This is a genomic window from Variovorax durovernensis (genome assembly GCF_977011995.1).
Genome location: NZ_CDRNCW010000001.1, coordinates 2,196,831 through 2,216,004, shown reverse-complemented (window position 1 = coordinate 2,216,004; position 19,174 = coordinate 2,196,831). Strand labels below are relative to the sequence as shown.

Below are 19,174 nucleotides of genomic sequence, written 5' to 3'. Positions count from 1 at the left end.
GCATCAAGCACCGTTGCGGGCGCCATCCGTCATCCATGAATCCGGCCACCACCTCTCCTTCCCTGCGCCAGCGCCTCTCCCGCTGGGTTCCCTGCCTTGCCTGGCCCCGTCCCTCCGCCGCGCTGCTGCGCAACGAGGCGATGGCCGGCATCACCGTCGCGCTGATGGTCATTCCGCAGGGCGTGGCGTATGCCGCGCTGGCCGGCATGCCGCTGGTGACGGGCGTGTATGCCGCGCTTTTCCCGGCGCTGATCGCGGTGATGTTCAGTTCGTCGCAGCGTCTGTCGGTGGGGCCCACGGCGCTCACCAGCCTGCTGGTCGGTGCCTCGCTCGCGCCGCTGGCGGTGGCGGGCAGCGCCGAGTGGGTGGCGATGGCGGTGTGGCTCACGCTGATGTCCGGCGCCATCCAGATCGTGCTGGGCGCGGGGCGCTTCGGCTGGCTGCTGCGGCTGGTCAATTCGCCGGTGCTGATCGGCTTCACGCAAGGGGCGGCGGTGCTGATCGCCATCTCGCAACTGCCCGCGCTGCTGGGCTTCACCGGCCGCACCATTCCGCAGGTACTGCGCGGCGGCCCGTTGCCCGACTTGGTGGCCATCGCCTTCGGGCTCGGCAGCATCGCGGTGCTGTGGCTCGGCAAGCGCCTGCTTCCGCGCTTTCCGACCACGATGGCGCTGGTGGCCGGCGCGGCCGCCATCAGCTGGGTGGCCGACTACGCGCTGCAGGGCGGCGCGGTGGTCGGCAGCCTGCCTTCGGGCCTGCCGTCTTTCTACTGGCCCGGCCTGCTGCCGATGGGCACGCTCGGCGCGCTGGTGCTGCCGGCGCTGATGATCACGCTTGTGAGCTTTCTGGAAACCGCATCGAGCGCCAAGGTCGACAACGCACGCGCCGGCACGCTCTGGAACGAAAACCAGGACCTGATCGGCCAGGGCCTGGCCAAGCTGGCCTCGGGCTTCTCGGGTGCGTTCCCGACCAGCTCGTCGTTCTCGCGCTCGGCCATCACGCTCTATGCGGGCGCGCAGACCGGCTGGTCGACGCTGTTCAGCGTGCTGGTGGTGGCCGGCGCGCTGCTGTGGCTGATGCCGCTGCTCTATCACGTGCCGCAGGCGGTGCTGGCGGCGGTGGTGGTCACGGCCATCCTCGGGCTGGTGAAGCCGGCGAGTTTCACCGCGCTGTGGCGCATTTCGCGCATCGAGGCGGGCATTGCCTTCGGCACCTTCGTGCTGACCATCGCGACCGCGCCCAGCATCTACTGGGGCGTGCTCGGCGGGCTGCTGGCCGCCCTGGCGCACTACATGTACCGCCACCTGCATCCGCGCATCATCGAAGTGGGCCTGCACCCCGACGGCAGCCTGCGCGACCGCAATCTCTGGAAGCTGCCGCCGCTGGCGCCGCAGCTTTATGCGCTGCGCATGGACGCCGAGCTCGACTTCGCCTCGGCCTCCACGCTCGAACGCGCCCTCACCGTGGCGCTGGCCGAACGGCCCGGGCTCACCGACGTGTGCCTCTTCGCGCAGCCCATCAACCGCATCGACATCACCGGCGCCGAGGTATTCGGCTCGATCCGCCGGATGATGGAATCCAGGGGCATCCGCCTGCACCTGAGCGGAATGAAGCTGCCCGCGATGCAGGTGCTGGAACGCGCCGGCCTGCTCGCGCCGGGACCGATGCTGTTCAGCTACCGCACCGACGGCGAGGCGCTCGCCGCGCTGATGCCGCGCATCGACGTACCGGTGGCTTCAGCCGAAACCGAATCCGCCGCCTGACACGCCGCATGAAAACCACCATCGAAGAACTGGTTGCGTTCCGCACGGTGGTGGACACGGGCTCGATCACTGCCGCGTCGGAGCAGCTTGCGCAAACGGTCTCCGGCATCAGCCGTGCATTGAGCCGGCTCGAGCAGAAGCTCGACACCACGCTGCTGCGCCGCACCACGCGCCGGCTGGAGCTCACTGAGGAAGGCGCCGCCTTCCTGCAGCGCACGCGTGCCATCCTCGACGCGATCGACGATGCCGAAGAGCAGATGGCCGCGCGCCGCCAGCAGCCCGCCGGGCGCTTGCGCGTGAACGCGGCCTCGCCATTCATGCTCCATGCCATCGTGCCGCTGGTGCCGGAGTTCCGAAAGCTCTATCCGCAGATCAGCCTGGAGCTGGATACCGACGACCTGCCCATCGACCTGCTGGAGCGCCGCACCGACATCGCGATCCGCATCGGCCCGCTGCGCGATTCCACACTGCATGCGCGCCCGCTGGGCACACACCGGCTGCGCGTGCTCGCGAGCCCGGCATACCTCGAAGCCAACGGCAAGCCGCGCAAGGTGGATGAGCTGGCCGGCCATGCACTGCTCGGCTTCACACAGCCGGAGTCGCTCAACCGTTGGCCGCTGCGAGGTCCGCACGGCGACGAGTGGACCATCGCGCCGACGGTGGTGGCATCGAGCGGCGAAACCCTGCGCCAGCTGGCGCTGGCCGGTGTTGGCATCGCCTGCCTGGCCGACTTCATGACCCATGCCGACCGAACCAGTGGTGCACTGGTGCAGGTGCTGGGCAAGGACACGGTGGACGTGCGCCAACCGGTGAACGCGGTGTACTACCGCAACACGCAGCTGTCGGCGCGCATCACATCGTTCCTGGATTTCCTGTCGCAGCGCATGGCTTGAGGGCCTCGGGTCACTGCGGCTGCCGGGGCACGAAACGCTCGACCGCCGCGGAGGCAATCTCGTAGCCGCTCACGCCCATGTCCGCCGACGCATAGCGCGCCGCCTTCAGCGTGCCGCTGACGTACACCGTGTCCATCGCATGCAGCCCCTTCACGGGGCCGGGCGCGATCACGTGCACGATCTGGTTGGCGGGCGGCGGCGGGGTGTGGATGCAGGCGCCGAAGTACGGCACCAGCAGGAATTCGCGGATGCCCTCCTGCGAAGCATCCAGCGGCACGACAAAGCCCGCGAGCTTGGCCGCCTTGCCGTCCAGTTCGACGTTGACCGGCGCGTTGTCCCAGACGGCGCGCATCTCGTCGAGCATCTGGATGGCCTTGGGATCGTTGTCGCGCAGCGCCTCGAGGCTGATGTTGCGGTAGCGCTTCGTCGGGTCCCAGCTCTTGGGGATCAGCTCTTCCCATTTGAGTTCGGGCGCCGCGGCGTTGCTGGCAACCTGCCCCGATGCTGCATCCGGCGCGCAGCCGTCAAGCAGCACGGCCAGCGGTGTCAAAAGAAGCGCCGACAACAGGACGCGTGCGATATGGCTTCTCATTCGCCTGATTGTGCGGGGGCGATGTTTCAGGCATATAAAGCTGCGGCTTTGTCCCTCCGCCCGGCCTCGGCATCCGGCGAGGCGCCGGCGCGCTCAGTCCCGCACCGGCCCGCGCAGGTTCTTGATCTGCGAGCGCTGGCTCTTGCCTTCGAGACGGCGCTGCTTAGAACCGTAGGTCGGCTTGGTGGCGCGCCGCACGCGCGGCGGCGCGGCCACGCTGTCGACTACAGCCTGCAGGCGCGCGAAGGCGTCGGCGCGGTTCATTTCCTGCGTGCGGTGCTGCTGTGCCTTGAGCACCAGCACGCCTTCCTGCGTGATGCGGCTGTCGCGCAGCGCGAGCAGCCGCTCCTTCACGTCGGCGGGCAGCGAACTCGCCGGGATGTCGTAGCGCAGGTGCACCGCGCTCGACACCTTGTTGACGTTCTGCCCGCCCGCGCCCTGCGCCCGGATGGCGCTGATCTCGACCTCGTCGGGATCGATCAGGACGGGCGGACGCAGCACAGCGCTCAGACCCGTTCGAAGACGGCGGCAATGCCCTGCCCGCCGCCGATGCACATCGTGACCAGCGCATAGCGCCCGCCCGTGCGGTGCAGTTCGGCAATCGCCTTCGTCGTGATGATCGCGCCCGTCGCGCCCACCGGGTGGCCCAGCGAAATGCCCGAGCCGTTCGGGTTCACCTTGGCGGGGTCGAAGCCGAGTTCCTTGATGACCGCGCAGGCCTGCGCCGCGAAGGCTTCGTTCGACTCGATCACGTCGAAGTCGCTCACTTTCAGGCCGGTGCGCTCCAGCACCTTGCGCGTGGCCGGCACCGGGCCGATGCCCATGTACGCGGGCTCGACGCCGGCGTGCGCATAGCCGACCAGGCGTGCAAGCGGCTTCAGGCCGCGTGCCTTGACACTCTCGCCGGCAGCCAGCACCACGGCGGCAGCGCCGTCGTTGATGCCCGAGGCGTTGCCGGCGGTCACGAGGCCGTCTTTCTTGAATGCGGGCTTCATCTTCGACAGCGTCTCGACGGTGGTGTCTGCGCGCACATGCTCGTCGGTGTCGAACAGCACGACGCCCTTGCGCGTCTTCACTTCGACCGGAACGATCTGCTCCTTGAAGCGGCCAGCCGCGATGGCCGCTGCCGCGCGCTGCTGGCTGGTGACGGCCAGTTCGTCCATCTGCTCGCGCGTGATGCCGTAGCGCGCCGCCACGTTCTCGGCGGTGATGCCCATGTGGATCTTCTCCCATGGGTCGTGAAGGATGCCGAGCATGTAGTCGACCAGCACCGCATCGCCCATGCGCGCGCCGTAGCGCGCAGAGGTGTCGAAGTAAGGGCCGCGGCTCATCGACTCCGAGCCGCCGCCGATGGCGATGTCGCAATCGCCCAGCGCGATGGCCTGCGCCGCCGACACGATGGCCTGCAGGCCCGAGCCGCACAGGCGGTTGACGTTGAAGGCCGGCGTTTCGATGGGGCAGCCCGCATCGATGGCGGCCACGCGGCTCAGGTAGGCGTCCTTCACGTCGGTGGGAATCACGTTGCCCATCACAACGTGGCCGATGGCGTCAGCGGCCACGCCGCTGCGCTCGATGGCGGCCTTCACTGCCGTGGTGGCCAGCTGGGTGTTGGGTACATCCTTCAGGGCACCGCCAAAAGTGCCGATGGCGGTGCGGGCGGTGCCGACCACGAAGATGTCGCGCGAAGTCATGGAATGTCTCTCCTGGATGAAAGCGAAAGCCGCGAGAAGCGGCGGCTGCAGGAGGACGATTCTGACGGCGAACCGCGCGACGGGTTGTCGCGCGTGGAATAGCGCAGTCTCAGCCGCGCGAGACCGACTTGGGCGACACGTCGGTCACGTCGCTGGCGCTGCCGCGAATGCGCACCGGGCGCTCCACCGATTCACCGCGCGCCCGGGCATTGGCCACGTCGGCGGCGGTCGGCTCGGCCGGCTGTGCCGCATTGCGAAATTTGTCGAAGCCCGAGCGCGGGTTGAAGCGCATCACCCAAGGGCTCACAGGCTTGCCCGTGAGACGCCCCCAGGCATAGCGCACACCCCACACAGCCGCCAGCAGCATGACCGCGACGGCCAGGCTGGCCGCGAAAACCAGCCCCAGGAGCAGAAGAATGACGCGAAAAATGAAGTTCATCATCCGACTTTAGGCCGAAGCAGCTGCGGTTGGTTCCCCTGCCTTCGCGAACGAGAACTGGCCCGGCGACCGGATCGGGTCGGTCGTGACCTCGATGGTGTCTTTCGGCCCGAAGCTGCCGTCCAGCAGCAGCTTCGACAGCGGGTTCTCGATGCGCTGCTGGATGGCGCGCTTCAGCGGACGTGCGCCGAACACCGGGTCGAAGCCGACCTTGGCAATCTCAGCCAGCGCCGCCGGCGACACCTCCAGGCCCAGGTCCATCTTCGCGAGCCGCGCCTGCAGCACCTTGAGCTGGATCGCGGCGATCGATTCGATGTTCTTCGCGTCGAGCGCGTGGAACACCACGGTCTCGTCGATGCGGTTCAGGAACTCGGGGCGGAAGTAGTTCTTCAGCTCGTCCCACACCGCTTCCTTGATCTCCTCGGAAGGCTTGCCCACCATGGCCTGGATGATCGGCGAGCCGATGTTGCTCGTCATCACGATCACGGTGTTCTTGAAGTCCACGGTGCGGCCCTGGCCGTCGGTCAGGCGGCCATCGTCGAGCACCTGCAGCAGCACGTTGAACACGTCGGGGTGGGCCTTCTCGACCTCGTCGAGCAGAACCACGCTGTAGGGCTTGCGGCGCACGGCTTCCGTGAGGTAGCCGCCCTCCTCGTAGCCCACGTAGCCCGGCGGCGCGCCGATCAGGCGGGCGACCGAATGCTTCTCCATGAACTCGCTCATGTCGATGCGGATCAGGTGGTCTTCGCTGTCGAACAGGAAGCCCGCGAGCGCCTTGCACAGCTCGGTCTTGCCCACGCCCGTGGGGCCGAGGAACAGGAACGAGCCCGTGGGACGGTTCGGATCGGACAGGCCCGAGCGCGAGCGGCGGATCGCGTTGGCGACCGCACCGATGGCCTCGTCCTGGCCGACCACGCGCTCGTGCAGCTTGTCTTCCATCACCAGCAGCTTGTCGCGCTCGCCCTGCATCAGCTTGGCGACAGGGATGCCGGTGGCACGCGCCACGACCTCGGCGATTTCTTCCGCGCCGACCTGGGTGCGCAGCAGCGTGGGGGCGCTGGACTTGCCCTTGTTCGCTTCGCTGGCCTCGGCTTCCTTCAGGCGCTTTTCGAGCGCGGGCAGTTGGCCGTACTGAAGCTCGGCGACCTTGTTGAAGTCGCCCTTGCGCTTCCATTCCTCGATCTGGAACTTGATCTTGTCGACGTCTTCGCGCACTTGCGCGCTGCCCTGGGCTTGCGCCTTCTCGGCCTGCCAGATCTCGTCGTAGTCGGCAATTTCCTTCTGCAGCTTGACGATCTCGTCCTCGATCAGGCCGAGGCGCTTCTGCGAGGCCTCGTCCTTTTCGCGACGCACGGCTTCGCGCTCGATCTGCAGCTGGATGAGGCGGCGGTCGAGCCGGTCCATGACCTCGGGCTTGGAGTCCATCTCGATCTTGATCTTGGCCGCGGCTTCGTCGATCAGGTCGATGGCCTTGTCGGGCAGGAAGCGGTCGGTTATGTAGCGGTCGCTCAGTTCGGCCGCGGCCACGATGGCCGGGTCGGTGATCTGCACGCCGTGGTGCACTTCGTACTTCTCCTGCAGTCCGCGCAGGATGGCGATGGTGGCCTCCACGCTCGGCTCGCCCACGATGATCTTCTGGAAGCGGCGCTCCAGCGCGGCGTCCTTCTCGATGTACTTGCGGTATTCGTCGAGCGTGGTGGCGCCCACGCAGTGCAGCTCGCCGCGCGCGAGCGCCGGCTTGAGCATGTTGCCCGCATCCATCGCGCCTTCGGCCTTGCCGGCACCGACCATGGTGTGCAGCTCGTCGATGAAGACGATGGTCTGGCCTTCGTCCTTCGCGAGCTCGTTGAGCACGGTCTTCAGGCGCTCTTCGAATTCACCGCGGAACTTGGCGCCGGCCAGCAGCGCGGCCATGTCGAGCGACAGCACCCGCTTGCCCTTGAGCGAATCGGGCACCTCGCCTGCGACGATGCGCTGCGCGAGGCCTTCGACGATGGCGGTCTTGCCCACGCCAGGTTCGCCGATGAGCACGGGGTTGTTCTTGGTGCGGCGTTGCAGCACCTGGATGGCGCGGCGGATTTCCTCGTCGCGGCCGATGACCGGGTCGAGCTTGCCCAGGCGGGCGCGCTCGGTCAGGTCCATGCAGTATTTCTTGAGGGCTTCGCGCTGGCCTTCGGCGTCGGCGCTGTTCACGCCCTGGCCGCCGCGCACGGCGTCGATGGCCGCTTCGAGCGACTTGCGGCTCAGGCCGTTTTCGCGGGCGGTCTTGCCGATGTCGGCCTTGCTGTCCGCCAGGGCCAGCAGGAAGAGTTCGCCGGCAATGAACTGGTCATTGCGCTTGATGGCTTCCTTCTCGGTGGCCTGCAGCAGCTTGCCGAGTTCGGGGCCGACCTGCACGATGTCGTGGCCCTGCACCTGCGGCAGTTTCTTGATGGCGGCTTCGGCCCCGTTCAACAGGCCGGGCACGTTGACGCCGGCACGCTCCAGCAGGGCACGGGGACCATCGTCCTGCCGCAGCATCGCGGCCAGCAAGTGAGCCGGCTCGATGTAGGCGTTGTCGTTGCCCAGCGCGAGCGACTGTGCGTCGCCCAGTGCTTCCTGAAATTTGGTGGTGAGTTTGTCTTGTCGCATGGTGGTATTCCTGCATCCAAAATAGGGCCGTTCGGGCACGATTCAAGGCTGCCGGCCAGGCCGGCGCACTGGGCACGGGTATTGCACAAGACCCGTTTCCTGCCCGTAGGCATTTCCCTCTCTCGAATGGAGTCGATCATGGTTTTTTCAATGCAGCGCGTTCAGCCGGTCCGCCGGGCGATCGGCGCCGTCCTCTTTCTAGCCGCCATGGGCCTGTGCGGCCTTGCGCAGGCGCAAAGCGGCACCCCCATCCGCCTGCTCGTGGGCTTTCCGGCAGGGGCCGGCACCGACGCCATTGCACGCACGCTGGGCGAAAAACTCAAGGACGTGCTGGGCGTGCCCGTGGTGGTCGAGAACCGCGCGGGCGCGGGCGGGCAGATCGCGGCCACGGTGCTGAAGTCTTCGCCTGCCGACGGCCACACGCTGTTCCTGTCGCATGACCACACCATCTCGATCCTGCCGCAGGTCGTGAAGAACCCCGGCTTCAACCCGGCCACCGACTTCGTGCCCGTGGCCGGCTTCGCCACCTTCGCCAACGTGCTGGCCGTCTCGGGCGGCACGCCGGCCAAGTCCATGGACGAATACGTGAAGTGGGTCCGCACCCAAAAGGGCGGCAAGGAAACCATCGGCATCCCCGCACCGGCCTCGATCCCCGAGTTCCTGGTGAAGATGATCTCGGACAAGTACAAGATCGACGTGCAGCCCGCCCCCTACCGCGGCAGTGCGCCCATGACGGCCGACATGCTGGGCAACCAGATCACCGCGGGCATCGCTTCTGTGCCGGACTTCATCGAGAACCACAAGGCGGGCAAGGTGCGCATCGTGGCCTCCATCGGCGCCAAGCGCCAGGCCGTGATCCCGAACGTGCCGACCTTCACCGAACTGGGCTTCGCGAACCTGGACGACCTGCCCTACTACGGCATCTTCGCGCCGGTGGGCACGCCGCAGCCGATCATCGACAAGTACGGCGACGCGCTGCAGAAGGTGCTGGCCATGCCCGACGTGAAGCAGAAGCTCACCACGATGGGCCTGACGGTCGGCTACGAGCCGCAGGGCCAGTTCGCGGGCCGCGTTCGCACGTACACGCAGACCTGGGAACGCATCATCCAGTCCAGCGGCTTCAAGCCTCTTTAAGCATTCGGGGCGCTGATGCCCCAGCGCGCCAGCGCCGCGTCGTCGGCCACGCGCGCATCGACCCAGCGGGCGCCTTCGGGCGTCTGCTCTTTCTTCCAGAAGGGCGCCTGGGTCTTTAGGTAGTCCATCAGGAACTCGCAGGCCTCGAAGCTCTGGCCGCGGTGCGCCGACACCACCGCCACCATCATGATCTGGTCCGGCGGCTGCAGCAGGCCGACGCGGTGGATCACGCGCGCACCGAGGATGTCGAAGCGCCTGTGCGCCTCGTCGATCATGGCCTCGATGGCTTTCTCGGTCATGCCGGGGTAGTGCTCCAGCTCCATCGACGAAACGCTGCTGCCGTCATTGCGGTCGCGCACGATGCCGACGAAGCTGCAGACGGCACCCACGCGTTTGTCGCCGGCACGCAACGCGGCTACCTCCTGCGAGAGGTCGAAATCGTTCGTCTGGATCGAAACACGGGCAACGCTCATGTCCGAATTGTGGCATCGCGATAGACTGTGCCGATGCCCTGCCTTGCCACGCCCACGCTCTTCCCGGTGCCTTCGCACCCCGAAGACTGCCGTGCGCACCGGGGCAGCAACAAAGCCAAAAAACCAAAGCTCGTCTGACCGGAGCCGAGGTTCCGTCGTCGGATGAGCGACGGAACCTGCCAAGGCTTTGGCCCCTCTTGGGTTGCGCGCGCATCGGACGATGGTTCTTTCCATCGGTCGATTCCTGAAAGGAAACCCGCGTGCCTCAACAACAAAACCCAACCACCCCCGACTTTTCCGGCTTCTGGGTGGCCCTCGTCACCCCGTTCCACGATGGCGCCGTGGACCACGCCGCGCTTGCCACGCTGGTCCGCCGGCTCGCGAACGACGGCGTGACAGGCTTCGTACCCTGCGGCTCCACCGGCGAGGCCGCCGCGCTCGACGAGGCCGAGCAACTGGCCGTGCTGGACACCGTGCTGGAAGCCGCAGGCGGCCTGCCGGTCGTGATGGGCATTTCCGGCTACCACCTGGGCAAGGCCACGGCATGGGCGCGCAAGCTCTCGGAGCGCCCGCTGGCAGGCCTGCTGGTGTCCGCGCCGCACTACGTGCGTCCCTCGCAGGCCGGCCTGCTCGAATGGTTCCGCGCCATCGCCGACGCCAGCACGGTGCCGGTGCTGGTCTACGACATTCCCTACCGCACCGGCGTCACCATCGCCCGCGATACGCTGCTGGCATTGGCCGGGCACCCGCGCATCCGCGGCATCAAGGACTGCGGCGGCGACACGGCCAAGACGCGCGCCGTGATCGCCGATGGCCGGCTGCAGGTGCTGACGGGCGAAGACCACCAGATCTTCAGCACCATGGCCGAAGGCGGCGTGGGTGCGATCGCGGCCAGCGGCAACGTGCAGACGCGCCGCTTCGTGCAACTGGTGCGGCTGATGGCGCAAAACCGGCTGGCCGAGGCGCGCACCGAGTGGCAGGCGCTGCAGCCGCTGGTGGAAATGCTCTTTGCAGAACCGAACCCCGGCCCGGTGAAGGCGCTGCTCGCCCACGCGGGCGAAATGCAGAATGAATTGCGCTCGCCGATGACCCGTGCGTCCGACAGCCTGCGCGAGCGCCTCGTGGCGCTCGACGCCTCGCTCAACCGCCCGTGACCGGAGGAAAGAAAGCGACCTCGCAGCCTTCGTGCAGGGCTGCGGCTTCATCGCTCATCGCCTGGTCGAGCGCCATGCGCACCGCCCTGCCCCTGGCCAGCGCGGTGGCGTAGGCACCGCCCCTTGCAATGAGTTCGTCGCGAAGGGCGGCGAGTGTTTCGGCCTTCGTGTCGACGGCCTCGCCACTGCTGGAAAGCGCCTCGCGCACCGAGGCGAAATAACGGACCTGGACTTTCATGAGCGGATTCAGCCCAGCAGCGAAGCGAAGGGAATGAAGTCGACGGTGTCGCCGGACTTGATCGTCTGCCCCGCCGGGTTGTCGACCACGCCGTCACCCCAGACCATCGAGGTGAGCACGCCCGAACTCTGGTTGCCGAACAACTCGAGTCCGCCGGCCGCGTTGCGACGCGCGCGCAGGAACTCGCGGCGCTTGTCGGCGCGCGGCCAGTCGAAATCGGCGCGCATCTTCACCGGCTCCGGCGCAACACGCGTGGCGCCTTGCAGCGTCAGCAGGAAGGGCCGCACCAGCATCAGGAAAGTCAGGAAGCTCGACACCGGGTTGCCCGGCAGTCCGGTCACATGGCAGGCGCCCTGCCCGTTGCCGCGCGCGATGGAGCCATAGGCGAAAGGCTTGCCTGGCTTCATCGACAGCGACCACAGCTGCAGCTCGCCAAGCGACTGCAGCGCCGCGCGAATATGGTCTTCCTCGCCGACGGACACGCCGCCGGTCGTGATGATCAGGTCGCTGGACTCGGCCGCATCGCGCAGCGCCGCGATGGTGGTTTCGCGGTTGTCGGGCACGATGCCCAGGTCGTTCACCTCGCAGCCCAGGCGATGCAGCAGCGCACGCATGAAGAAGCGGTTGGAGTTGTAGATGGCGCCGGGCTTCATCGCGTCGGGTGCGACCTCGCCGGGCATCACCAGTTCGTCGCCGGTAGAGAGCATGGCCACGCGCGGCTTGCGGGCCACCTGCAACTTGTGGAAGCCGATGCTGGCCGCCAGGCCAAGCGCGGCGGGCGTGAGGCGCTCGCCCTTCTTGAGCACGACATCGCCGGAGGCCACGTCTTCCCCTGCGCGGCGAATCCACTGGCCGGCTGCCGGCACGATGGCGATGCGCACCGAGCCCAGGCCGCCCTCCTGCGGCGTGGCGGCCGTGTCTTCCTGCATCACGACCGCGTCGGCGCCTTCGGGGATCTGCGCGCCCGTGAAGATGCGCGCCGCCGTGCCTGCCGCTAGCGGCGTGCCGACGGTGCCCGCGGGAATGCGCTGCGCTACCTTCAGTTCGGCCCCCGGCGCTGCGCAGTCGGCCACGCGCACGGCATAGCCGTCCATCGCGCTGTTGTCGCGCGGCGGCACCGTGAGGCCGGAGACAAGGTCCTGCGCCAGCACGCGGTCGTCGGCGTCGAAGGTGACGACGCTCTCGGTCGGCAGCGCCGGTTGCGCCTTCGCGAGCAGGACGGCGATTGCCTCGTTCAGCGGCATCAGCGGCGGACGCGACGAAGAAGCGGAGAAGGGAACGGGTGAATCAGCCATGGTGTTCCGGGTTGTATTCGAAGCGGTCGCCGCTGTCGATCAACCACTTCGCAATGGCCTCGGCGTCGTTGAGGTCGAACAGCGGGCGCCCGGTGGGCGACGGCAGACTGCCCGGCGCGTCCGTGGCAATGGCGGTGACGAAGGGGTCATCGGTATAGAGCACCGGGCGCGCCGGCTCGCCTTCCGCGGGCTGGCGCCAGATCTCGATCTTTAGCACGTCGCTGTGCCGGAAGCCCTCGACCAGCACCCAGTCGGCCGCGGCATGCACTTCGGCCAGCAGCTGGTGAACGCTGAGCTCGACAGGTACCTCGAACTCGCGCATCACCGCCAGCCGCTGGTCGGACGCCACCACCACTTCGAAGGCGCCGGCCTGGCGGTGGCGCCAGGTGTCCTTGCCCGGATGGTCGATGTCGAACTTGTGGTGCGCATGCTTGACCACCGACACGCGCAGCCCCTGCCGCTTGAGCGCCGGAATCAGGCGCTCCAGCAGTGTGGTCTTGCCCGCGCCCGAATAGCCGGCCAGACCGACCACCTTCATGCGACGACCTTCATGAGCGGGCCCGGCCGTGGTCAGTCACAGTTCTGCGCGATGTAGGCCTTCACGGCTTCCGCGTCGGCCGGCAGCTTGACGACGCGCTTGGGCAGCGCCTCGATGCCCTCGAACTTCTTCGGGCGCGCAGGCTCTTCGCCCAGCGCCTCGACCAGCGTGGCCGCGAACTTGATCGGCAGCGCGGTTTCGAGCACCACCATCGGCACGCCCGGCGCGAGGTGCTCGCGCGCGGCCTTCAGGCCGTCGGCCGTATGCGGGTCGACCAGCGTGGCAAAGCGCTTGTCGGTGTCGCGGATGACGGCCAGCCGGTCGGCGTGCGTGCTGCGGCTGCTCTTGAAGCCGAAGCGCCCGGCGGCCTGCTGGAATGCCGGGTCGCCGCTCAGGTCGAAGCTGCCCTGCACGCCCAGGTCTTCGACGAACAGCTTGCGCAGCCGGGCGGCGTCGCGGCCCACCAGGTCGAACACGAAGCGCTCGAAGTTGCTGGCCTTGCTGATGTCCATCGACGGGCTGGAGGTCTCGTGCGTGTCGGCTGCGCCGCGCACTCGGTACACGCCGGTGCGGAAGAACTCGTCGAGCACGTCGTTCTCGTTGGTGGCGACCACCAGCGTCTGGATCGGCAGGCCCATCATGCGTGCCACGTGGCCCGCGCAGACGTTGCCGAAGTTGCCCGAGGGCACGGTGAAGCTTACCGGCTTGTCGTTGCTCGCGGTGGCCTGGAAGTAGCCCGCGAAGTAGTACACGACCTGCGCCAGCAGCCGCGCCCAGTTGATCGAGTTGACCGTGCCGATGCGGTACTTGCGCTTGAAGCCCAGGTCGTTCGACACCGCCTTGACGATGTCCTGGCAGTCGTCGAACACGCCGGTGATGGCGATGTTGTGGATGTTCTCGTCCTGCAGGCTGAACATCTGCGCCTGCTGGAACGGGCTCATGCGGCCGTCCGGCGAGGTCATGAAGACGCGCACGCCCTTCTTGCCGCGCATGGCGTACTCGGCTGCGCTGCCGGTGTCGCCGCTGGTGGCGCCCAGGATGTTGAGCTCGGAGTCGCGGCGGCCCAGTTCGTACTCGAACAGGTTGCCCAGCAGCTGCATCGCCATGTCCTTGAAGGCCAGCGTGGGGCCGTTGGACAGGGCTTCGAGGTACACGCCGTCTTCCAGTTCGCGCAGCGGCACGATCTCGTCGGTGCCGAACACTTCGGCGGTGTAGGTCTTCGCGCAGAGCGCCTTCAGGTCGGCCGGCGGAATGTCGTCGATGTAGAGCGACAGGATCTCGAAGGCCAGCTCGGCGTACGGCAGCGCGCGCCACTTGGCGAGCGTGGCTGTGTCGACCTGCGGGTATTGCTCGGGGAGGTAGAGGCCGCCATCGGGCGCGAGGCCTTCGAGGAGGATTTCGCAGAAGCGCTTGCGGTCGGGGTGGCCGCGGGTGCTCAGGTAGTTCACTTTGGATGCTCGGTTGTTTGGCGTAGGCGCGCCGTCGCTCAGGACAGCTCTTCCTTGCGGATGCGCACGATGGGCTGCAGCACGGTGGGCAGCGCCTGAAGCTCGGCCAGCACGTCGTTGACGGTGCCTTCGCGCGCGTCGTGCGTGAGGATGATGAGGTCGGTCTGCGTCGACCCCTCGCCGCCCACTTCGTCGGCTTCGCGCTGCAGCACGGCGTCGATGCTGATGCCGGCGGTGGCGAGCAGGCCGGTCACCTTGGCGAGCACGCCGGCCTGGTCGGCCACGCGCAGGCGCAGGTAGTAGCTGGTGACGACCTCGGTCATCGGCAGCACCTTCAGGTCGCTCATGGCGTCGGGGTGGAAGGCCAGGTGCGGCACGCGGTGCGCGGCGTCCGCCGTGTGCAGGCGGGTGATGTCGACCAGGTCGGCGATCACGGCGCTGGCCGTGGGCTCGCTGCCCGCGCCCTTGCCGTAGTACAGCGTGGTGCCGACGGCGTCGCCATGCACCACCACCGCGTTCATCGCGCCTTCGACGTTGGCCAGCAGGCGCTTCGAGGGCACCAGCGACGGATGCACGCGCAGCTCGATGCCCTTGGCGGTGCGCTTGGTCACGCCCAGCAGCTTGATGCGGTAGCCGAGCTGCTCGGCGTACTTGATGTCCTGCGCGGCGAGCTTGGTGATGCCCTCGATGTGGGCCTTGTCGAACTGCACCGGGATGCCGAAGGCGATGGCGCTCATCAGCGTGACCTTGTGGCCGGCGTCCACGCCTTCGATGTCGAAGGTAGGGTCGGCTTCGGCGTAGCCCAGGCGCTGCGCTTCCTTGAGCACGGTCGCGAAGTCCAGGCCCTTGTCGCGCATCTCGGACAGGATGAAGTTGGTGGTGCCGTTGATGATGCCGGCCAGCCACTGGATGCTGTTGGCCGTGAGGCCTTCGCGCAGCGCCTTGATGATCGGGATGCCACCGGCCACCGCAGCCTCGAAGGCCACCATCACGCCCTTGGCGTGCGCGGCAGCGAAGATTTCGGTGCCGTGCACCGCGAGCAGCGCCTTGTTGGCCGTGACCACGTGCTTGCCGGCCGCGATGGCCTCGAGCACCAGTTGCTTCGCAATGCCGTAGCCGCCGATCAGCTCGATGACGATGTCGATGTCGGGGTTGGCGATGATTTCGCGCGCATCGCTGACCACCTTCACGCCCTCGCCGGCCACTTCGCGGGCGCGGGCGGTGTCGAGGTCGGCCACCATGGTGATCTCGATGCCTCGGCCGGCACGGCGCTTGATTTCTTCCTGGTTGCGCTGGAGCACCTTGAAGGTGCCGCTGCCGACCGTTCCTGCGCCGAGCAGGCCTACTTGGATGGATTTCATTGGGAGAGTCGCGTTCATGGTTTGGATGGGGTGGCGGCCGGCTCGGTCACGACGACGCGGCTGACGTAGCGGGGCAAGGTCCAGGCACCACCGGCGAAGCCACGGCACATGCCGTCGCCCGTCGCGCCGGTGCGCACGAAGTCCTTGCCGTTGAAATTCCAGGTTTCGGCCGACCAGCAGTCGCCGATGCCGCGCCCCTTCATGGAGGAGGTGACGCTGGCGTCCTTTTCGTCGAACTCGCCGCTCGCCTCGAGGGACACGGGCGCATGAGGCGGCTTGTCGTTGGCAATCCAGAGCAGCGTGGTGTAGTTGTACGCCCCCACGCCGCAGCCCAGCGCCAGCAGCACCTTGCGGTCGTTCAGGCGGTGGACTTCCACCGACTTGGCGTTGACCTGGTCCTGGTTGTTGCACTGCTCGAGCGCGTCTTTCAGGTCGAGCGAGGGGAAGATGCGCGCGGCCAGGGCGGCATCGCCGGGACGTGCCTTCGGCGGCCTCGGCACGTTGACGACGGGCATGGGCACAGGCTGCAGCGCCGAGGATTCGGGCTTGCTGCCCTTGCGCACCAGCGCCCCCGGCGTGCCCACGCGGCCCTGCGCCTCGTCCATCTTCAGCAGCACGGCGTTGAGGCCGGAGAGCGAAAGAACCCACTTCTTGCCGCCGCCCGCCGTGACCTGGGCTTCGTCGCCCTTGAGGAGTTCAGGCAGTACGGTACGGACCTGGCTGTCGTCGAAGCTGGCGGTTCCCGCCTCGAGACCGGAGACCGTGGCCTTGCCAACCTTGAAGCGCAGCGCTCCCTTGACGCCATCGGTATCGCCGATCTGGAGCTGGATGTCGATCGGCGTGCCAGGGCCGGCCTTGCGGGTGACGAGCATCGACACCGGCTCGCTGCCGCCGCTGTCCGCCTGGTAGCCGGCGGCCCGGCAGGTCAGCGTGTTGTCGCAGGCCAGTTCCCAGTCGTTGTGCGAGAACGCGACCGGCTCCTTGCCGGCGGCGCCAAAGGACAGCGCGACCAGGGACAGCGCCACGGCGACACGGGCGACGTTCATGAGTTCGTCTTGCGGCGCAGGCGGTACTGCTCCAGGAACTTGGCGATGCGGTTGATGGCTTCGCGCAGGTCGTCTTCGTGGGGCAGGAACACGATGCGGAAATGGTCGGGCGTGGCCCAGTTGAAGCCGGTGCCCTGCACCAGCATCACGCGGGTTTCCTTCAGCAGCTCGAGGAAGAACTGGCGGTCGTCCTCGATCGGGTAGACCTCGGGGTCGAGCTTGGGGAACATGTAGAGCGCGGCGCTCGGCTTGACGCAGCTCACGCCGGGAATGGCGGTGATCAGTTCGTAAGCCAGGTCGCGCTGGCGGCGCAGGCGCCCGCCTTCGCACACGAGGTCGTTGATGCTCTGGTAGCCGCCCAGCGCCGTCTGGATGGCCCACTGGCCGGGCACGTTGGCGCACAGGCGCATGTTCGAGAGCATGTTCAGGCCCTCGATGTAGTCCTGCGCGGCGCGCTTGTTGCCCGACACCGCGAGCCAGCCGGCACGGTAGCCGCACGAGCGGTAGCTCTTGGAGAGCGAATTGAAGGTCAGCGTGAGCACGTCGGTCGACAGGCTCGCGATGGCGGTGTGCTTGACGCCGTCGTAGAGCACCTTGTCGTAGACCTCGTCGGCAAAGATCACGAGGTCGTGCTCGCGCGCGATGGCCACGATGCTCTTGAGCAGGTCGTCGGAATACAGCGCGCCGGTCGGGTTGTTCGGATTGATGACCACGATGCCCTTGGTGCGGGGCGTGATCTTGGCGCGGATGTCGTCGAGGTTCGGCATCCAGCCATTGGCCTCGTCGCACAGGTAGTGCACCGGGGTGCCGCCGGAAAGGCTCGTGGAAGCGGTCCAAAGCGGATAGTCGGGGGCCGGCAGGAGCAGCTCGTCGCCGTCGTTGAGCAGCGCGTTCGTGGACATGGCGATCAGCTCGCTGGCGCCGTTGCCGAGGTAGATGTCGTCGAGCGTGACGCCCACGACGCCCTGCTTCTGCGTCTCGTGCATCACGGCCTTGCGCGCGGCGAAGACACCCTTGCTGTCCGAATAGCCCGCCGAGGTCGGCAGGTTGCGGATCATGTCCTGCTGGATTTCCTCGGGTGCGTCGAAGCCGAACACGGCCAGATTGCCGATGTTGAGCTTGATGATCTTCTGGCCGTCCTCTTCCATCTGCTTGGCGGCATCCATGATGGGACCGCGGATGTCGTAGAGGACGTTGGCCAGCTTGGCCGATTTCTTGAGCTGCTTCAAAGGGCCCTCCCGGGCGCGGATTAACGGGTTGAGACGGATTTGTTACTCGGAGATACAGGCCGGCGAGGTCCGCTTGCGAAAGCCCTTGCAAGCCCTCTGGCACCAGGGAAAACCTATAATTTGACCACAGTTCCCAGTGCCCAGATGAAGCTCCAGCCCGACAAATCAGACGCCCAGTCCCTCACCGCGCACGGCCCCGGCTGGGTTGCAATCAACAACGAAAAAGTCGAAGGCAGCGTGGTCGTCGGCTCGCGCGGCGAGCGCTTCGAATGGAACTGCGCCAGCTTCGACCAGCTCGGGCCGGAACATTTCGCGCAACTGACCTCGCTGGGCGCGGAATTGATCATTTTCGGCAGCGGAAACCGCATCCGCTTTCCCCAGCCGGCCTGGCTGAAGCCCCTGATGGCGCAGCGCACCGGCGTCGAGACCATGGACACCGCCGCCGCCTGCCGGACCTACAACATCCTGGCCGGGGAAGGCCGCCACGTAATCGCCGCCCTGCTGGTCGAGAGCCCGGCGGGTGGCTGATAGAGGTGTTTTCGGGGTAAAATACTAGGTTGCGAACAGGCCAGCTACCCCAAAGTTAGCAACGACCAATCCTCCATTCGTCGAGCAAGCCCCGAAAAAGGCTGAGAGGGCTCGAAGAACGGAATCTAACGGAGAAAACAAGTTTCATGGCGATCGTTGTCAACAAACCCATTCCTGAATTCGACGCCAACGCCACGGGCGGCCTCAAGGTCTCGAATACCTCGCACCTCGGCCACGTGCTGGTCATGTATTTTTACCCGAAAGATAACACTCCGGGTTGTACAACCGAAGCAATGCAGTTTCGCGACCGCTACAAAGACTTCGAAAAAGCCGGCGCCACGGTCTTCGGCGTGTCCCGCGACAACATGAAGTCGCACGACGAATTCAAGGCCAAGCTCGAACTCCCCTTCGAACTCATCGCCGACACCGAAGAAAAAATGTGCCACATGTTCGGCGTGGTCAAGAACAAGATCATGTACGGCAAGAAGGTCAAGGGCATCGAGCGCAGCACCTTCCTGATCGGCGCCGACGGCATCCTGAAGGCCGAATGGCGCGGGCTCAAGGTTCCGGGGCACGTCGACGACGTGCTCAAGGCGGTCAAGGCGCTCAAGAAGGCGGCCTGATCACCGCAGGCGCCGCAAGCGCGCTTTCGCTGCGTGGCGTGGGAAATGCCCAACGCCACGCGCAAAAGAGCCCCCGGCGCGTCATTTGCGGTGTGCAT

General features: G+C 67.0%; 19 protein-coding genes. 6 read left to right on the top strand and 13 right to left on the bottom strand.

Annotated features, from left to right (window positions below):
* Positions 1-35 precede the first annotated feature (35 nt).
* The gene (locus ACWV14_RS10575; RefSeq protein WP_454906883.1) at positions 36-1,763 is read left to right on the top strand and encodes a SulP family inorganic anion transporter; all 1,728 of its coding nucleotides are present in this window, start codon (positions 36-38) and stop codon (positions 1,761-1,763) included.
* Positions 1,764-1,771: 8 nt separating this feature from the next.
* Positions 1,772-2,656 carry a LysR substrate-binding domain-containing protein gene (locus ACWV14_RS10570; protein ID WP_454906885.1) on the top strand — a complete coding sequence of 295 codons (885 nt, stop codon included), beginning with the start codon at positions 1,772-1,774 and terminating at the stop codon, positions 2,654-2,656.
* A 10-nt stretch (positions 2,657-2,666) separates the two neighbouring features.
* On the opposite strand, the gene ACWV14_RS10565 is transcribed toward ACWV14_RS10570, so the two are convergent.
* The 5 genes from ACWV14_RS10565 to clpB form a co-directional block, all read right to left on the bottom strand.
* The gene (locus ACWV14_RS10565) at positions 2,667-3,248 is read right to left on the bottom strand and encodes a DUF3299 domain-containing protein (protein WP_454906887.1); all 582 of its coding nucleotides are present in this window, start codon (positions 3,246-3,248) and stop codon (positions 2,667-2,669) included.
* Between the two features lie 93 nt (positions 3,249-3,341).
* Complete coding sequence (gene arfB / locus ACWV14_RS10560; protein WP_422085835.1) at positions 3,342-3,749, bottom strand: alternative ribosome rescue aminoacyl-tRNA hydrolase ArfB; 408 nt, start codon at positions 3,747-3,749, stop codon at positions 3,342-3,344.
* Between the two features lie 5 nt (positions 3,750-3,754).
* Positions 3,755-4,939, bottom strand: a complete 1,185-nt coding sequence (locus ACWV14_RS10555; protein ID WP_454906889.1) for an acetyl-CoA C-acyltransferase family protein — start codon at positions 4,937-4,939, stop codon at positions 3,755-3,757.
* A 109-nt stretch (positions 4,940-5,048) separates the two neighbouring features.
* Complete coding sequence (locus ACWV14_RS10550) at positions 5,049-5,378, bottom strand: hypothetical protein (protein WP_422085833.1); 330 nt, start codon at positions 5,376-5,378, stop codon at positions 5,049-5,051.
* Positions 5,379-5,387: 9 nt separating this feature from the next.
* Positions 5,388-8,009, bottom strand: coding sequence for an ATP-dependent chaperone ClpB (gene clpB / locus ACWV14_RS10545; protein ID WP_454906891.1), 2,622 nt, complete (start codon positions 8,007-8,009; stop codon positions 5,388-5,390).
* Between the two features lie 138 nt (positions 8,010-8,147).
* On the opposite strand from clpB, the gene ACWV14_RS10540 reads away from it, so the two are divergent.
* Positions 8,148-9,143, top strand: a complete 996-nt coding sequence (locus tag ACWV14_RS10540; protein WP_454906893.1) for a Bug family tripartite tricarboxylate transporter substrate binding protein — start codon at positions 8,148-8,150, stop codon at positions 9,141-9,143.
* Here the strand turns inward: ACWV14_RS10540 and ACWV14_RS10535 are convergent.
* Entirely contained in the window at positions 9,140-9,616 is a 477-nt protein-coding gene (locus ACWV14_RS10535) for a molybdenum cofactor biosynthesis protein MoaE (RefSeq protein WP_454906895.1), read from the bottom strand. The two genes, ACWV14_RS10540 and ACWV14_RS10535, sit on opposite strands and share 4 nt — an antisense overlap.
* 260 nt (positions 9,617-9,876) lie before the next feature.
* Here ACWV14_RS10535 and dapA point away from each other — a divergent pair, with 260 nt between their 5' ends.
* Positions 9,877-10,770: a 4-hydroxy-tetrahydrodipicolinate synthase gene (dapA, locus tag ACWV14_RS10530; RefSeq protein WP_454906897.1), complete on the top strand. Its 894-nt coding sequence runs from the start codon at positions 9,877-9,879 to the stop codon at positions 10,768-10,770.
* Here the strand turns inward: dapA and moaD are convergent.
* The 7 genes from moaD to ACWV14_RS10495 are packed head-to-tail and all read right to left on the bottom strand — an operon-like array spanning position 10,757 to position 17,925.
* Positions 10,757-11,008, bottom strand: a complete 252-nt coding sequence (moaD, locus tag ACWV14_RS10525) for a molybdopterin converting factor subunit 1 (RefSeq protein ID WP_081270455.1) — start codon at positions 11,006-11,008, stop codon at positions 10,757-10,759. The genes dapA and moaD overlap by 14 nt on opposite strands.
* Positions 11,009-11,016: 8 nt before the next feature.
* On the bottom strand, positions 11,017-12,303 hold the full coding sequence (locus ACWV14_RS10520) for a molybdopterin molybdotransferase MoeA (protein ID WP_454906899.1): 1,287 nt from the start codon (positions 12,301-12,303) through the stop codon (positions 11,017-11,019).
* Positions 12,296-12,841, bottom strand: coding sequence for a molybdopterin-guanine dinucleotide biosynthesis protein B (gene mobB, locus ACWV14_RS10515; RefSeq protein WP_454906901.1), 546 nt, complete (start codon positions 12,839-12,841; stop codon positions 12,296-12,298). Before mobB ends, ACWV14_RS10520 begins: the two co-directional genes overlap by 8 nt.
* Before the next feature lie 32 nt (positions 12,842-12,873).
* Positions 12,874-14,289, bottom strand: a complete 1,416-nt coding sequence (thrC, locus tag ACWV14_RS10510) for a threonine synthase (RefSeq protein WP_454906903.1) — start codon at positions 14,287-14,289, stop codon at positions 12,874-12,876.
* A 38-nt stretch (positions 14,290-14,327) separates the two neighbouring features.
* Positions 14,328-15,650 carry a homoserine dehydrogenase gene (locus ACWV14_RS10505; protein WP_422085825.1) on the bottom strand — a complete coding sequence of 441 codons (1,323 nt, stop codon included), beginning with the start codon at positions 15,648-15,650 and terminating at the stop codon, positions 14,328-14,330.
* Positions 15,651-15,664: 14 nt separating this feature from the next.
* Positions 15,665-16,696 carry a DUF1176 domain-containing protein gene (locus tag ACWV14_RS10500; protein WP_454906905.1) on the bottom strand — a complete coding sequence of 344 codons (1,032 nt, stop codon included), beginning with the start codon at positions 16,694-16,696 and terminating at the stop codon, positions 15,665-15,667.
* Positions 16,693-17,925: a pyridoxal phosphate-dependent aminotransferase gene (locus ACWV14_RS10495; protein WP_422085823.1), complete on the bottom strand. Its 1,233-nt coding sequence runs from the start codon at positions 17,923-17,925 to the stop codon at positions 16,693-16,695. Before ACWV14_RS10495 ends, ACWV14_RS10500 begins: the two co-directional genes overlap by 4 nt.
* A gap of 144 nt (positions 17,926-18,069) precedes the next feature.
* On the opposite strand from ACWV14_RS10495, the gene ACWV14_RS10490 reads away from it, so the two are divergent.
* Positions 18,070-18,453, top strand: coding sequence for an Mth938-like domain-containing protein (locus ACWV14_RS10490; protein WP_422085822.1), 384 nt, complete (start codon positions 18,070-18,072; stop codon positions 18,451-18,453).
* A gap of 146 nt (positions 18,454-18,599) precedes the next feature.
* Complete coding sequence (locus tag ACWV14_RS10485) at positions 18,600-19,076, top strand: peroxiredoxin (protein ID WP_007830801.1); 477 nt, start codon at positions 18,600-18,602, stop codon at positions 19,074-19,076.
* Positions 19,077-19,174: the final 98 nt, after the last annotated feature.